The organism is Luteolibacter sp. LG18, from assembly GCF_036322585.1.
Taxonomy (GTDB): domain Bacteria; phylum Verrucomicrobiota; class Verrucomicrobiia; order Verrucomicrobiales; family Akkermansiaceae; genus Luteolibacter.
The window spans coordinates 4,805,752-4,819,326 of sequence record NZ_AP024600.1; the positions used below are offsets into that span (position 1 = coordinate 4,805,752).

17 protein-coding genes are annotated in these 13,575 nt (G+C 64.3%); 8 read left to right on the forward strand and 9 right to left on the reverse strand.

Annotated features, from left to right (window positions below; genetic code table 11):
* Positions 1 to 94 precede the first annotated feature (94 nt).
* The 6 genes from llg_RS19135 (at position 95) to llg_RS19160 (ending at position 5,341) form a co-directional block, all read left to right on the forward strand.
* Positions 95 to 535, forward strand: coding sequence for a hypothetical protein (locus tag llg_RS19135; protein ID WP_338286553.1), 441 nt, complete (start codon positions 95 to 97; stop codon positions 533 to 535).
* A complete protein-coding gene (locus llg_RS19140; protein ID WP_338286554.1) occupies positions 532 to 927 on the forward strand; it encodes a phage holin family protein in 396 nt (131 codons plus the stop codon). The genes llg_RS19135 and llg_RS19140 overlap by 4 nt, the downstream gene beginning before the upstream one ends.
* On the forward strand, positions 909 to 1,280 hold the full coding sequence (locus llg_RS19145) for a hypothetical protein (RefSeq protein ID WP_338286556.1): 372 nt from the start codon (positions 909 to 911) through the stop codon (positions 1,278 to 1,280). Before llg_RS19140 ends, llg_RS19145 begins: the two co-directional genes overlap by 19 nt.
* Before the next feature lie 239 nt (positions 1,281 to 1,519).
* Positions 1,520 to 2,602: a type IV pilus twitching motility protein PilT gene (locus llg_RS19150; RefSeq protein ID WP_338286557.1), complete on the forward strand. Its 1,083-nt coding sequence runs from the start codon at positions 1,520 to 1,522 to the stop codon at positions 2,600 to 2,602.
* Positions 2,603 to 2,653: 51 nt separating this feature from the next.
* Positions 2,654 to 3,763: a type IV pilus twitching motility protein PilT gene (locus llg_RS19155; protein WP_338286558.1), complete on the forward strand. Its 1,110-nt coding sequence runs from the start codon at positions 2,654 to 2,656 to the stop codon at positions 3,761 to 3,763.
* 240 nt (positions 3,764 to 4,003) lie between these two features.
* Positions 4,004 to 5,341 carry a hypothetical protein gene (locus llg_RS19160; protein WP_338286559.1) on the forward strand — a complete coding sequence of 446 codons (1,338 nt, stop codon included), beginning with the start codon at positions 4,004 to 4,006 and terminating at the stop codon, positions 5,339 to 5,341.
* On the opposite strand, the gene llg_RS19165 is transcribed toward llg_RS19160, so the two are convergent.
* The 5 genes from llg_RS19165 to llg_RS19185 are packed head-to-tail and all read right to left on the reverse strand — an operon-like array spanning position 5,325 to position 8,174.
* Positions 5,325 to 5,783 (reverse strand): rhodanese-like domain-containing protein, encoded by a 459-nt coding sequence (locus llg_RS19165; RefSeq protein ID WP_338286560.1) that lies wholly within the window; start codon positions 5,781 to 5,783, stop codon positions 5,325 to 5,327. The genes llg_RS19160 and llg_RS19165 overlap by 17 nt on opposite strands.
* Positions 5,780 to 6,478, reverse strand: a complete 699-nt coding sequence (locus llg_RS19170) for a DUF1573 domain-containing protein (protein WP_338286561.1) — start codon at positions 6,476 to 6,478, stop codon at positions 5,780 to 5,782. Before llg_RS19170 ends, llg_RS19165 begins: the two co-directional genes overlap by 4 nt.
* Before the next feature lie 7 nt (positions 6,479 to 6,485).
* Entirely contained in the window at positions 6,486 to 6,986 is a 501-nt protein-coding gene (locus llg_RS19175) for a hypothetical protein (protein ID WP_338286563.1), read from the reverse strand.
* Positions 6,983 to 7,567 (reverse strand): hypothetical protein, encoded by a 585-nt coding sequence (locus llg_RS19180; RefSeq protein WP_338286564.1) that lies wholly within the window; start codon positions 7,565 to 7,567, stop codon positions 6,983 to 6,985. The genes llg_RS19175 and llg_RS19180 overlap by 4 nt, the downstream gene beginning before the upstream one ends.
* Entirely contained in the window at positions 7,548 to 8,174 is a 627-nt protein-coding gene (locus llg_RS19185; RefSeq protein WP_338286565.1) for a sigma-70 family RNA polymerase sigma factor, read from the reverse strand. The genes llg_RS19180 and llg_RS19185 overlap by 20 nt, the downstream gene beginning before the upstream one ends.
* Positions 8,175 to 8,430: 256 nt before the next feature.
* Between llg_RS19185 and llg_RS19190 the strand changes: the two genes are divergently transcribed.
* Complete coding sequence (locus tag llg_RS19190) at positions 8,431 to 9,147, forward strand: hypothetical protein (protein WP_338286566.1); 717 nt, start codon at positions 8,431 to 8,433, stop codon at positions 9,145 to 9,147.
* Between the two features lie 8 nt (positions 9,148 to 9,155).
* On the opposite strand, the gene llg_RS19195 is transcribed toward llg_RS19190, so the two are convergent.
* From llg_RS19195 to llg_RS19210, 4 genes are read right to left on the reverse strand one after another with little or no spacing between them, the layout of a single operon-like run.
* Complete coding sequence (locus tag llg_RS19195) at positions 9,156 to 10,163, reverse strand: aldo/keto reductase (RefSeq protein WP_338286568.1); 1,008 nt, start codon at positions 10,161 to 10,163, stop codon at positions 9,156 to 9,158.
* A gap of 17 nt (positions 10,164 to 10,180) precedes the next feature.
* Entirely contained in the window at positions 10,181 to 10,576 is a 396-nt protein-coding gene (locus llg_RS19200) for a cupin domain-containing protein (protein ID WP_338286569.1), read from the reverse strand.
* An 18-nt stretch (positions 10,577 to 10,594) separates the two neighbouring features.
* The gene (locus llg_RS19205) at positions 10,595 to 11,599 is read right to left on the reverse strand and encodes an AraC family transcriptional regulator (protein WP_338286570.1); all 1,005 of its coding nucleotides are present in this window, start codon (positions 11,597 to 11,599) and stop codon (positions 10,595 to 10,597) included.
* Positions 11,596 to 12,642 carry an NAD(P)-dependent alcohol dehydrogenase gene (locus llg_RS19210; protein ID WP_338286572.1) on the reverse strand — a complete coding sequence of 349 codons (1,047 nt, stop codon included), beginning with the start codon at positions 12,640 to 12,642 and terminating at the stop codon, positions 11,596 to 11,598. Before llg_RS19210 ends, llg_RS19205 begins: the two co-directional genes overlap by 4 nt.
* A gap of 197 nt (positions 12,643 to 12,839) precedes the next feature.
* On the opposite strand from llg_RS19210, the gene llg_RS19215 reads away from it, so the two are divergent.
* Positions 12,840 to 13,502, forward strand: a complete 663-nt coding sequence (locus tag llg_RS19215; protein WP_338286574.1) for a hypothetical protein — start codon at positions 12,840 to 12,842, stop codon at positions 13,500 to 13,502.
* Positions 13,503 to 13,575: the final 73 nt, after the last annotated feature.

A 13,575-nucleotide genomic window follows, 5' to 3' on the forward strand; every position in this document is an offset into this window, starting at 1 on the left:
GAAACGATACCTTGCGCCATCGCCATCGCGATGTCACCCTAACGCCAACGCGGTCGCTTCGATCGGCCGCCCTGAAATTCAACCCCGTCCAACCATGTCTGACGCATTTTCCGCCACCAACGCCCTGGATCCCGAAGCCGGTTTCACCCGCGGGCCGTCGGTCGGCCAAGCCGCCAACGACCTCCGCGCCGCCGCGGGCGAAAAGGCCCGTGACCTCGCCAACACCGCCACGGAGCAGGCCCACGCGCTGAAGGACAAGGCCGTCGAAACCGCCCAGCATCTCCGCGATGTCGCCACCGAAAAGGCCAGCCAGTTCAAACAGGTAGCCAGCGAGAAAGCCGAAGCCTTCAAGTCCGCCGCGACTGAAAAAGCCCAGCAACTCCGCTCCGCCGCCAGCGACCAGTGGCACGACACCCGTGACAAGGCGAAGGAGATCCATGTGACCACCGAGGACTACATCCGACAGCACCCGACCAAGGCGGTGCTCGGTGCCCTCGGCGTCGGTTTCCTGATCGGTCTGATCGTCCGCCGATGAACGACGACTCACCGGAACCGTCCAGCGGTGCCCCGGGCGAAGCGCCTCCTGCCAATTGGCGGGAGGCGGTCGCTGATCTCGTATCCGCACGGGTCGCCCTGATCGAACTGGAAGCACGCGAGGCCGCGCGCGGCGCGGGGCGGAAGGGCGTGCTCGCCGCCATCCTCGGAGGCGCGGCCTTTTTCACTTGGGCGCTCGTTCTCGCCGGGGTGATTCCGCTGCTGGCCGCGGCCTTTGGGGTCGCCTGGGGCTGGATTGCCCTCGGACTGGCGCTGCTCCACGCCATCGTCGCTGGCATCGCGCTGACAATGCTCCGCAAGCCGGAACCACCCGCGTTCTCGCTCACCCGCTCCGAATTCCAACGCGACCGCGAATGGTTCAAAAACCTGTGATCAATCCCGAGATCGAGGCCCTGCTGCGCCGCAGCGAAACCGCCCGCCGGCGGCTGGCCTACGATCTGGCCGCGCTCAAGCACCGTGTGGACGTTCCCGCGCGGATGAAGGAGTCCCTCCAGACCAATCCCACCGGCTGGATTGGCGGATCGCTGGTGACCGGACTGCTCGCCAGCTTCGCCCTTCGCCGCAAGAAACCGAAGCGAGTCGAGGAAAAGGTCCGCCGGGCGGGCCTGACCGGGCTGCTGCTGACGGCGGGAGGAGCCCTGATCAAACCTGCCCTGAAGTCGTTGGCCACCAACTACCTCCAGCGGACATTGGCCTCCCGGCTCGGCTCGCGGCACGACCATTGATTCCGTCCCGTCCCGACCGGAGGCTCCCGTATGAATCCGGGTCCTGCGATCCACCGGTTTCCGTGTGGATTTTCCCGTCGCCTACCCCAACTGTTCCCTTGTGGAATTCCATGGAACATTGATTCTCCCGCCTTCCAAGTTTCCGCGCCCCACCGTGTAACCTTGGCACAGGCAAATCAGGCCGTCCGCGGCTTTAGTGCTACTCAAACCCGACCTCACACGTTTCCAAACCCTTCGCCATGTCCGCCCATCAGGTGCTCGACCACGTCGACCAGTATCTTCAACTCGGTCGTGAATACGACTGCTCGGATATCCATCTGCCCACCGCCTATCCGCCGGCATGGCGCCGCTTCGGCCAGCTTTCCCCGATCTGGGAGGACCATCAGCCGCTGACGGCGGAGGACACCGAGCGCCTCGCCCGTTCCTTCCTCGGCGACCGCGAGTGGAACCGCCTCCAGGACAAGGGTGACGTCGACTTCGCCTACGCCAACAGCCACGGCCGCTACCGCGCCTCCGTGGTAAAGCAGCGCCTCGGCTACGACATGGTGTTCCGCATCATCAACACCAAGATCCGCGCCATCGAGGAAATCGGCCTGCCGCTGGACCACTTGATTCCCCTCACCCGCTATCAGAACGGCCTGATCCTCGTGACCGGTTCCGTGGGTTCCGGCAAGTCCACCACCCTCGCCGCGCTGGTCGATTTCATCAACCGCGACCGCGACGACCACATCCTCACGCTGGAAGACCCGATCGAATACGTCTTCGAATCGAAGGGCTGCCACATCAACCAGCGCGAGGTCCATCTCCACACCGACTCCTTCGCCAAGGCCCTGCGCGGCGCTCTCCGTGAGGATCCGGACGTGATCATGGTCGGTGAAATGCGCGACCTTGAAACCATCCAGCTCGCGCTGACCGCCGCGGAAACCGGCCACTTGGTGCTCGGCACCCTGCACACCGGCAACGCTCCGCGAACCCTGGACCGCGTGCTCGACGTGTTCCCCACCGACCAGCGCGACCAGATCCGCATCATGGTGTCGGAATCCCTGCGCGGCATCCTTTCCCAGCAGCTCGTCCCGCGCGCCGATGGCACCGGCCGCTGCCTGGCGCTGGAGCTCCTCGTCAATACCCCGGCCGTTTCGAACTGCATCCGCGAGGGCAAGACCTTCATGCTCCCCGGCGTCATGCAGACCGGCAAGAACGTCGGCATGATCACCATGGATGAATCGCTCCGGAAACTCTACATCCAGGGCCTGATCTCCCGTGAGGAACTCCTCTACCGCAGCGAGGACAAGAACCAGATGAAGGCCTTCCTCCAGTCCTGATCCCGGTGCCCGCGAAACCCTTGTTAGACCTTTCCGAAAACCCGATTTCCCATGGCTCAGATTGACGCCCTTTTCCGCTATCTCGTCGAGAACCGCGGCTCCGACCTCCACCTTACCGAAGGCCAGCCGCCGAAAACCCGCGTCCACGGCGCGGTGGTGGCCATCCCGGACCAACCCGTCCTCCAAGGCGAGTCGTTCAAGAACCTCCTCGCCGAGATCTGCGATCCCAAGGCTTTCGAACGCTACCTCGAAACCGGTGACCTCGACTTCGCCTACGCGATGGACGAGCAGTCCCGCTTCCGCTGCAACTACCTGAAGCAGAGCCACGGCCTCGCCGCCGTGTTCCGTCTCATCCCCACCGAGATCGCCTCGCTGGAATCCCTCGGCGTGCCGGAGGTGGTGAAGGAGTTCGGTCACATGCGCTCCGGCCTGGTGCTGGTGACCGGCCCGACCGGCTCCGGCAAGTCCACCACCCTCGCGGCCTTGCTGGACTACATCAACAGCAACTTCAACCGCCACATCATCACGGTCGAGGAGCCGATCGAGTTTGTGCACCGCAACAAGAAGTCGATCATCACCCAGCGCGAGGTGCCGATCCAGACCCCTTCGTTCGCGGACGGCCTGCGTGCCGCCCTGCGCGAGGACTCGGACATCGTGCTCGTCGGTGAGATGCGCGACCTCGAGACCATTTCGCTGGCCCTCACCGCCGCCGAAACCGGCCTGCTCGTCTTCGGCACCCTGCACACCAACAACGCCCGCAAGACCGTCGACCGTATCATCGACGTGTTCCCGGCCGACCAGCAGTCTCAGGTCCGCACCATGCTCGCGGCCTCGCTGCGCGGCGTGCTCGCCCAGCTCCTGTGCAAGCGGGTCGACAAACCAGGCCGCACCGCGGTGCACGAGATCCTCTTCGCCACCCCGGCGGTGTCCGCGATCATCCGCGAAGGCCAGACCCAGAAGCTCTACGACGTCATCACTGGCGGCAAGGGCGAGGGCATGCAGTTCATGGACGAATCGATCTGGAGCAAGCTCCGCGAAGGCATGATCTCGCCGGAAGAGGCCTACATGAAGGCGATCGACAAGACCCGCTTCAAGAAGTTCCTCCCGGCCGAACTCGCCAACCTCGGCGAGGCCTCGGGCGAGAGCCCGATGGGCCACTGAGAGGCTCTCTCTTTTCCCGCAAAGGCCCGTGGCATCCCGCCACGGGCCTTTTTCATGCAGGAAGGGACACTACGGGATAACGTAATTCTAATAGGATTGCGCCAGGGCGGGGAAATTACGAAGAATAGCGGTGTTCTTCTATTGAGAACATTCCCCCATCCCCCTCCGATATTGTTTGGAATAGTGTATTATTGACTATTCCTAGACAATTTCGTAAACCTTACGAAGCGCGGAAAAGCCATGTCCCCGGAAACCCTCACCTTCGCCTGTCCTGTCTGCAATAGCCGGCTGACCGTGCCCATCGCGCTGGCGGGAGTGATCGGCCCCTGTCCCACCTGCCAGACGCGGATTCAGGCCCCCGCTCTTCCGGCTGGCTATGGCATTCCGCCGGTGACCGCTCCGGCCCCCGCACCCCAGCCTCCGGCACAGACGGCTCCTCCCGCACCCGCTCCAACACCGGTGCCCGTGGAAATCCCGGTGACCTTGCCGGTGCTCCAACCGGTGGCCGCGGTGGAGCCCAAGCCGGTTTACAAGCCGGAACCCCGCCAGCTTCCGAACCGACCGGAAGGCATGGAGCCGATCGGCAAAAGAATGTCGGATTCCATGAAAGCAGCCCAACCGGATGCGGGAGAACCGCGCCGGGGCTCCGGTGTGATCCGGCTGATGGTGCCCGTCCTTTTTCTGATGCTCGCCGCCGGACTCGTCTTCGGCATCCTCACTTTCCTGAATCACCAGAACGTCCAGCCGGAGGTGAAATCCCTGGTGCAACCGGGAGCGCTCGGGAGCATGGACAAGGCGGTCGTCACCCCCTCCGCCGATTTGCCGCCGGCACCCGCGGAGCCCGATGAATCGGCCCCGGTGGCACCGCCCGCGCCCGAGGCATTGGCTCCGCCAGATCCCTCCTCCGCTCCCGCGGCCAAGCCGACCTCATCGGTCTCCGCCTCGCAGATCCTGGAAAAATTCCTCGCCATGAAGACCCTGGCCGATCGTCGGCCGCTCATGGAAACGACCACGGTCCCGGCCGAGCTGGAGGCCAGTTGCCTCGCCGCCTCGCTGCCGCCGCCCGTCCGCATGGTGCCCACCATCCAGACCACGAACGCCATCGAGAACTCCACCGACTACTATTTCAAAGTCACCTTCAACCGCCCGGTCGGCGGCACCGAGAGCTACGACATGCTCGTGCGCCGGAGGGGAGACCAGGATCCCAAGGTGGTGGTCGATTCGTTCCTCGACCTCTATGGCGAGAACAGCCGCCTCCGCCGCTTCGCCCGGGTGGCGGTGGAAAAGCCGGCCATCTTCCAGGTTTATGTGGAACCGGCCCGCCGTTGCTTCGATCCGAAGGTTCCCAACTACGACAAGAAGTTCACCGTGAAGATCAGCGGCGAGCAGGGCGGCGGCACCATCCTGAACGCCTACTCCGGCAACGCCTCGGCGATTGGCGAGATGATCGAGAAGGAACAGATGCTCTGGGGCCGGTCGATGGCCTGTACGATCATCCTCTCATGGAACACCAAGGACGATCCGGCCCATCCCTACATCGAGGCGAACATGATCAAGGCCCTCACTTGGAATCCTTGACCATCCCGGCGGCCTTCAGGGCTCCGATGCCTCCCCGCAATGCGTAAACCTGGTCCGTCATCTGGAGCTTGAGGATCCGCTCGGCGATCTGCGAGCTGACGCCACAGTTTCCCTCGCTGCAATAGACCACCACCGGCGGCCCTTCGACCAGTCTCTCCATCGTGGACGCCTCGAATTGGTTGGCGTCCTCCTTGGCATCGAGATTCCACAAGATCGAGCCTGGCATGCCGTCGAGTTCCCACTCGCGGCGCGGGCGCGCATCCACCCACAGCACCTTGCCCTGCCATCGCTCTATCACGGTGGCCAGGCAGATTTCGTGGGGCTTCAAATCCTCCTGGCGGCAGGGCACGTCGCGGAGTGGGGGACCCGCGATCCGGAAATTCGCGGCCGCAGCCACCAGGGAGATGGCCGCGATCACCGCGGTCTGGCCGATCACGTTCACGGCTTGGAGGCGGCTTTCGCTTCGCCCGGAAGCGGACGCCTCACCACCGCGTACGCCATCACGTCCTGGTATTTCTCCAGCTTGCAATCGGTGGCGAGGTGGAAGACGCCGAGCGCCGGCTCCTTCGTGGCCTGGGGCTTGATCACCAGCTCGTATTTCTTCCCTTCCACGAGCGTCTTCAGCTCGTGGGTGAAGGCCGTGCTGCCCGTGGTGACACCGGTGAAACGAACAGGCTCCCGCCAGTTCACGGTGAAGACGATCGACTGGGCCTTCACCTCCGAACCGGTCTCCCACTTCAGGGTCTTCGGCTCGATCGTGATCACCTCGGGAATGGTCACCTTGAGGTCGAGCTGCACGGACGGCTTGTCCTCGGGATCCCCGTCCAGCCAGATGCCGATCTGCTTCTCCACCGATCCGGTGGCAGCCGCGACATCGAAAGCCGCCTGGATGGTGCCGGATTCCCCCGGGGCATAGCTGAGCTTCTTGCCCTCCGGTCCGGAAGCGAGGCAGGAACAGGACGATTCGATGCGCTTGATCGTGACTTCCTTGTCGCCCTTGTTCGTGAAGGCGAACGAAGCGTTCACGGTTTTCGCATCGGCCTCCGCCTGGAGCACTTTCGAGGTTTCGTTGAACGAAAGCCCGCCCGCGAATGCCAGCGGCATCCCGCCGAGCCAAAGTAAAAGGAACCTGCGCATGACGGGACTAAGAGCCGCCTTTCGGCTTCGGCGCAAGTGCAACCGAGATCAACAAGCGTCCGCCGCGCCAAGCCGGGCCGAGCACGTAGAGCGGCTTTTCCGCCGATACCTCGGCGTCCGTCTTGAGCACCTTTTTCCGGCTCAACCACAGCTCCAATCCCAGGCGGGCGGAGCCACCAGTCGGCTTGCTCTGGGCTTCGAAACGCACCATCACCTCATCCGAGCCCCCGAGCGGCTGCGCCCAGTTCTCGTAGCTGCGGTAAAGCGGCTTGGTATCCACCCCGATGCCGCTGTAGTGCGCGAATTTCAGGTGCTCCTCCTTCTGAAGCTTGTCCACCGCGGCCTGGGCCAACGGCTTGGCCTTGTCTCCCGCTGCCTTCGGGTCGCCATCGGTGACATGGAAGACGCGGACCACCACGTTTCCCACCACCTCCTTGCCCGTATCCTCCTGACCGCGCGCGAAAGACGCGGCGAGGAGCATCAGGGCGGCCATGCAGCGCAGGATCATTGGGTCACGGCGGCTGGCGTTCCATCCGAGTTCGATGCGGTGGAATCGATCTCGCTACCGGGCGAAACCGACGCCGTGTCATGGAAATCGAGCGTGTCCGGAATCGCCGACACACCATCCAGCACGATCACCGTGGAAGAACCGTTGTTCCCCGAGTAATACTTCGCCTGCACCTCGTTATAGGGGGTGTAGATCACCGGCGTAGCCGCAGCCACGGTCATCGGCTCCGGAGCAGCGGCGCGGGTACCCATCCAGAAGGCGAGCGCCATGCCCGCGGCGGCGGTGGCCGGCATGAACCAGGCGGCGCGCCACCACGCGCGCTTCTCGCGCGGCTGGGGCATCACCGTCTGGTTCGCGGTGATCGCGGAGCGGATGCGGCTGTTGAAGAAATCAGCGTAGGGAGGCTCCTCCTCCCGCGGCAGCAGGGCGGACGCCTGCTTGCGCCAGCGGCGGGTTTCCTCGCGGGCGGCCAGTTGATCGGGCTGGGTGGCAGCCCATGCCTCCACGCGGGCGAACTCGTCACCTTCAAGTTCGTCCTCCAGCCACAGGGCCAGTGTCACGTCATCGGGTTTCGTATTCATCCTTGAGGAGGGTTTGGAGTTTCTGGCGGGCGTAGAAGAGACGGCTCATCACCGTGCCGAGCGAGCAGCCCATCGCGTCGGCGATTTCCTTATACGAAAGTCCTTGGGCATCTTTCAAGATAACCGCCTCGCGGTGCTCAGGAGAGAGCTTCGCCAGCGCGGCCTCGATCTTCGCCCGCAGTTCCCCGTGCTGGAGGGAGGCATCCGGGGCCTCGGCCTCGGAGGGGGCGGTCGACGCGGTCGGATCGATCCGGTCGCGCTCGAAAATCTCGTCATTGAGCTCCCCGGCGCTCTCCGGGCGGCGTTTCCGGGTCCAATCGTAGACGGTATTGTGGGCGATTCGGAACAGCCACGTCGAGAAACGCGCCTTGGCCTCGAAGCGAGGCAGGGCGTTCCAAGCCTTGATGAAGACCTCTTGGGAGAGGTCCCAGGCATCGGCTTCGTTATGGATCATGTTTCGGACCATGGCGTAAATCCTCCCACGGTGCCGCGTCACGAGGTCGTCGTAGGCCCGCAGGTCCCCGGCTTGAGCCCGGGCGACCAGCGCGGCGTCCTCATCGGACCCCGCCCCGGCCTGCGGATCGACGGCCTCGAGTGGCCCCGTCACGGGATTTGACGATGGTCCGGGGGATTTATTCATGCCTTTCTGAACCCCCGCTCCATCCGCCATCCAGCGCCGCGACGACCGCCCGGAAGGGGTCGAGAACGTCGGGCTGGCGGATCATGAGGACATGTTGAACATCGCCCGGCCTCCGCGCAACTCCGATCTAGGGCCCGGGAAGCCCGGAATCACCGTGACGATTTGCTTTCCAGAAGCCCAATTGTCTCGCGGAACCCCTGCCGCCCTTCCACATTCGGGTGCCGTGTCACCCGATTCCCTGTCCTCCAGCCATCCGATCCTCGCGGAAATCAGCGCCTACCAAGCCGGGCAGATCTCGGTTTACGTGGTGGTGGCCTTGGTGGTCGTGATCGTTTTCATCCTCTCCCTGGTGCGCCTGATCGTCACCAAAAACGCCCGCTGGGTGATCGGACTGGTTCTCAGCGCCATCGTCGGATTGGGAGGACTGGGAGCAGGCACGGTCCTTCTGGCCAAAAAGGCGAAGGAGGCAAGCGAGACCCCACGGGTCGTCGCCAGCGCCGACCAGAGCGTCCACGCCCGCATCCCGGGTCACTGGAAGGAGATGCCCAACCTCAATGAGGTGGCCACCCTGGAGGTCGGCAACGCGATCCGGGAACAGTATTTCATCGTCATCTCCGAGTCGAAACAAGACGTGGAGCTGGCCCTGGATGACTACGCCGACCTGACCTCCAAGCACATGCTGGGCACGCTCAAGAACGGTGAACGCGGCCCCAAAAGCACGGTGACCATCGATGGCCACCCGGCCATCCAGTATGAAGTGAAAGGCAGCGTCGACAAAACCCCGGTGGTTTACCTCCAAACCACCGTGGAAACCCCCGGCGGGTTTCACCAGCTCCTGATGTGGACCCTGCCCTCGAAGCGGGAGATCGCTTGGCCGGTCTTCAAGGAGGTGCTGGATTCCGTGAAGGTGGAGGACCCGAAGACCGGGGAGTCGTCGTAACCGTCCGCTCAGAGGCCGGTCATTTTCTCCAGCTTTTCCGGGTAGCGCTCTCCCTGCACCTCGATGGCGGACGCAGCGGTGTCGATGTCCCGCAGGTCGTCCGGCGTCAACATGATGTCATCAGCGCCGATGTTCTCCTCCAACCGGTGGAGTTTCGTGGTCCCGGGAATGGGCACGATCCACGGCTTCCGGGCGAGCAACCACGCCAGCGCGATTTGGGCAGTTGTCGCCTGCTTTTCCCGCGCGATGCCGTCGAGCAGGCTGACGAGGGACTGGTTCGCCTCAAGCGCCTCCGGGGTGAACCGTGGCAGGCTGCTACGGAAGTCACCGCCCTCGAAGGTGGTGCTGCCATCCATCTTGCCGGTGAGGAACCCCTTCCCCAGCGGGCTGTAGGGCACGAAGCCGATGCCGAGTTCCTCCAAGGTCGGGACGATCTCCCTCTCCGGTTTGCGGGTCCACAGCGAATACTCGCTCTGGAGCGCGGCCACCGGTTGGACGGCATGCGCCCGGCGGATGGTTTGTGCCCCGGCCTCCGAGAGACCCAAGTGCTTCACCTTCCCCTGCTCGATCAGCTCCTTCACGGCGCCCGCCACATCCTCGATCGGCACGGCGGGATCGACCCGGTGCTGGTAGAGCAGGTCGATGACATCGACCTTGAGACGCTTGAGCGAGCCCTCGACCGCCTGCTTGATGTGCTCCGGGCGGCTGTTCACGCCGGGTGGTCCCTTCATGCCACGGGGATCGAAATTGGCGGAGACATCGAAGCCGAACTTGGTGGCGATGACCACCCGATCCCGAAAAGGCGCGAGCGCCTCGCCGACCAGTTCCTCGTTGATGAAGGGGCCATAGATTTCAGCGGTGTCGAAAAAGGTGACACCGCGTTCGACCGCGGCATGCAGCAGGGCGATCATCTCGCGGACGTCCTTCGCGGGTCCGTAGGAGAAGCTCATGCCCATGCAACCTAGCCCGATGGAAGAGACCTCCAGGCCGCTGTTTCCCAGTGTACGTGTGTTCATGTTCTTAAATGCGGTGATCAGCCTTGGTATTGTTCGTCGGTGACGTGCTCCAGCCAGTCGACGGCCCGGCCATCGAGCTGTTCCTGGATGGCGATGTGGGTCATGGCGGTGTCCGGAGACGCACCATGCCAGTGCTTCTCGCCCGCCGGGAACCAGACCACGTCGCCGGGCCGGATCTCCTCGATCGGTCCGCCCTCACGCTGCGCGCGGCCGAGCCCCGCGGTGACAAGAAGGGTCTGGCCGAGCGGATGGGTGTGCCACGCGGTGCGGGCACCGGGCTCGAAGGTGACACTGGCCCCGGCCACACGGGCGGGAGCGTCCGCTGCGAACAGCGGATCGATGCGGACCGTGCCGGTGAACCAGTCGCTGGGTCCTTTTCCCGATGGTCGGGAACCGTTTCGTTTGATGTCCATGAGGTGTGTAATACGGGTTCAATAACCCATTGCCCCGGTGCGGGACCGCCACTCGCCGGGAGAGGTGCCCTCCCAACCGTGGAAAGCGCGGAAGAAGGAATTTGAGTCTTCGTAGCCGAGCAGGAAGGCCACGCCGTTCAGCTCGACCGCCTCCTGCTGGAGGTAGTGGTGGGCAAGCTCGCGGCGGGTTTCCTCCACGACCTGCTGGAACGTGATGGCCGCTTCGCCAAGCCGCCGTTGCAACGTGCGCGTGCTCATGCCGAGCTCGCGCGCAATGTCCTGGAGAGAAGGTCGACGTCCCGCGAGCGAACGCTTCAAGGTTCGTTTCACCCGCTCTCCCAGGTCCGAGGTCCGGTTCCGCGATTGCAGCTCGGTTTCCAGCTGGGCGCCAATCGCGGCGAGCAGCTCCTCGTTGTGGGTCAGGAACGGGCGGTCGAGGTCGGTGGCACGGAACACCAGCGCGTTGCGTCCCGCCTTGAACCTCACGCGGCAGCCGAAATGATCTTCCAGCAGTTCGCGCTGGCGGGTGGCACGCTTGAGGTCCAGCCGCAGCGGCGTGACCTGGCCGCCGGTGCCCAATCGACCGACGGACACGATCCACGCCAGGGCCATGTCGATAAGCACCTCGGGCTCGTCGTTGTCCGCCTCGTGGTAGATGAACTCCACGGTGGCCTCGCCATTCTCCTCGTGGATACCGATTTCCTCGGGACAGGTGAGCTGCTTGTAGCGGGCCATCCGCTGGATGGCATCGCGGTAGCTGCGGCTACATACGGCGGCGACCGCGGCGGGATGGTACTTTTCCAAGCGGGGGTCCGACCCGAGCTTCAAGCCGATGGCCGGGTCCGGGCTCAGTTCACCGACCGACCGCCACAGGGCGAACAGCTCCGCCGTGGTGGCATGGATCTTCTCCTGCTGGAGAAAGCCCCCGGGAAGCCCCGCGAGCCGGAGCAGGTCCGGCAAGGCCAGCCCGTGCTCGGTCAGCCGCCCGGCAAGCAGGCTTGAGATGCGGAAGCGGTCGTTCATGACTTGAGGGAGGCCATATCGATCACGAAGCGGTAGCGCACGTCCTGCTTCAGCAAGCGGGCCCATGCCTCGTTGATCCCCTGCATCGGGATCAACTCGATGTCGGAAACGATTCCGTGCTGGCCGCAGAAATCCAGCATCTCCTGGGTTTCCGCGATTCCGCCGATGGCGGAGCCCGCGAAGTTCCGCCGTGGCAGCAGCAGGTTGAACGCGGACACCGGCAGCGGCTGCTCCGGAGCCCCCACCAGGGTGAGCGTGCCATCGAGTTTCAACAGGCCGAGGTAGGCATTGATGTCGTGCGGGGCCGACACCGCATCGAGGATGAAATTGAAGCTGCCCTGATGCTTCGCCATCGCGTTCGCATCGGTGGACACCACCACCTCGTGCGCGCCAAGGCGCAGGCCGTCCTCGATCTTGGAGGGCGAGGTGGTGAAGAGCACCACATGGGCTCCGAAGGCGCGGGCGAACTTCACCCCCATGTGGCCGAGGCCACCGAGCCCGACGATGCCGACCTTCTGCCCCGGCCCCACCTTCCAGTGACGCAGCGGCGAGTAGGTGGTGATGCCGGCGCAGAGCAAGGGAGCGGTCGCCGCCAGATCGAGCGTTTCCGGCACCCGCAGCACGAAGCCCTCGTCCACGACGATGGAGGTGGAGTAGCCGCCGAAGGTGTGGCCGCCGAGGTGCTTGTCCTGGCCGTTGTAGGTGAAGGTCGGGAACGACAGGCAGTATTGCTCGTGACCGGCCCGGCAGTTTTCACAGGTACGGCAGGAATCGACCATGCAGCCGACGGCCGAGAGATCGCCGACCTTGAACTTCGTGACCTCCGGGCCCACACGGCTCACCCGGCCGACGATCTCGTGACCGGGCACACAGGGATAGACGGTGTTCTTCCAGTCGTTGTGGGCCTGGTGGAGATCCGAGTGACAGACACCGCAGTAGAGGATGTCCATTTCCACATCGGTGGCGCCGGGCTCGCGGCGGGTGATATCGAGCGGCAGCACGGCCGAGGCGGCGTCTTGGGCGGCGTATGCGTGAACTTTCATGGGAGTGATGCCAGACTACCCCAATTCGGGGTTTCGTCATTAGCAGGACGCGCCAATCGACTTGCAAAACGCGCCAATCGGCTCTGACCACCCGCCCCGGGCACCTTCCGCAAGATCCCCTGACGACCCGGAACCGTTAGAGGTCCAGGCCGCTTCCGTCCTTGCGGAAGCGCCCGGACGGTGCCACTCGTAGGGCCATGCGCCGTCTTTCCTTGATCCTCGCCGCCGCCGGACTGGCTTCCGCCGGTGCCGCGCACGCCCAGTCGCAATCGGTGTCCACCCTCACGGTGTCCGGCACGCTCACCGTGGCCTCCGCGGCGACCAACACCGACAATGGCAAGGTGGCGACGATCAAGCAAAGCCTGACCAGCTACCGCTTCGGCAACCGCGAGCTGCTCCAGCTCATGGTGGACAACAACATCATTCCGTCCCTGGCGGGCTACACGCTGGTCCAGAAGTTCAACAACGACGGCACCAGCGCGGGCTACTTCGCTTGGAACGCCTCCACCCACAACGAGGTCAAGGCCCCCGAGGACGTCTTCGGCTTCACTCCTGCCGGTGAAGTGAAGGCGGTGAACCAGACCACCACCCAGCCGAGCACGCCAGGCGGCGCGGTGACCGTCACCGGCACCACCAATTTGAAAACCTTCGGCACGCTGGCCGTGGATGGCAGCGCCTGCTCGCTCTTCAGCACCGTGGCGAAGAAGACGCCGACCACCGGAAAAATCGGCACCACGACCTACTCCTTCACCGGCGTGACCTCCAGTTCGGTGCTCAACGGTATTTTCGGGGGCGATTCCTCGTCCTCGATCGAAGGCACGCTGAAGGCCGCGACTCCGAAGCCGTTCGTGGCTCCCTGATCCGTGCGTTCAAGCATTCACGTCATCATCGGCATGCTCCTCTTGATAGGGGTGATTGCCGGGGTCAAATGGT

Coding starts and splice junctions, on each gene's coding strand:
- llg_RS19205 (WP_338286570.1), bottom strand. CDS start 11,599: ATGAACGACCGCTTCCGCATCTCAAGCCTGCTTGCCGGGCGGCTGACC.
- llg_RS19180 (WP_338286564.1), bottom strand. CDS start 7,567: ATGAATACGAAACCCGATGACGTGACACTGGCCCTGTGGCTGGAGGAC.
- llg_RS19175 (WP_338286563.1), bottom strand. CDS start 6,986: ATGATCCTGCGCTGCATGGCCGCCCTGATGCTCCTCGCCGCGTCTTTC.
- llg_RS19210 (WP_338286572.1), bottom strand. CDS start 12,642: ATGAAAGTTCACGCATACGCCGCCCAAGACGCCGCCTCGGCCGTGCTG.
- llg_RS19170 (WP_338286561.1), bottom strand. CDS start 6,478: ATGCGCAGGTTCCTTTTACTTTGGCTCGGCGGGATGCCGCTGGCATTC.
- llg_RS19140 (WP_338286554.1), top strand. CDS start 532: ATGAACGACGACTCACCGGAACCGTCCAGCGGTGCCCCGGGCGAAGCG.
- llg_RS19135 (WP_338286553.1), top strand. CDS start 95: ATGTCTGACGCATTTTCCGCCACCAACGCCCTGGATCCCGAAGCCGGT.
- llg_RS19215 (WP_338286574.1), top strand. CDS start 12,840: ATGCGCCGTCTTTCCTTGATCCTCGCCGCCGCCGGACTGGCTTCCGCC.
- llg_RS19145 (WP_338286556.1), top strand. CDS start 909: ATGGTTCAAAAACCTGTGATCAATCCCGAGATCGAGGCCCTGCTGCGC.
- llg_RS19150 (WP_338286557.1), top strand. CDS start 1,520: ATGTCCGCCCATCAGGTGCTCGACCACGTCGACCAGTATCTTCAACTC.
- llg_RS19195 (WP_338286568.1), bottom strand. CDS start 10,163: ATGAACACACGTACACTGGGAAACAGCGGCCTGGAGGTCTCTTCCATC.
- llg_RS19200 (WP_338286569.1), bottom strand. CDS start 10,576: ATGGACATCAAACGAAACGGTTCCCGACCATCGGGAAAAGGACCCAGC.
- llg_RS19160 (WP_338286559.1), top strand. CDS start 4,004: ATGTCCCCGGAAACCCTCACCTTCGCCTGTCCTGTCTGCAATAGCCGG.
- llg_RS19155 (WP_338286558.1), top strand. CDS start 2,654: ATGGCTCAGATTGACGCCCTTTTCCGCTATCTCGTCGAGAACCGCGGC.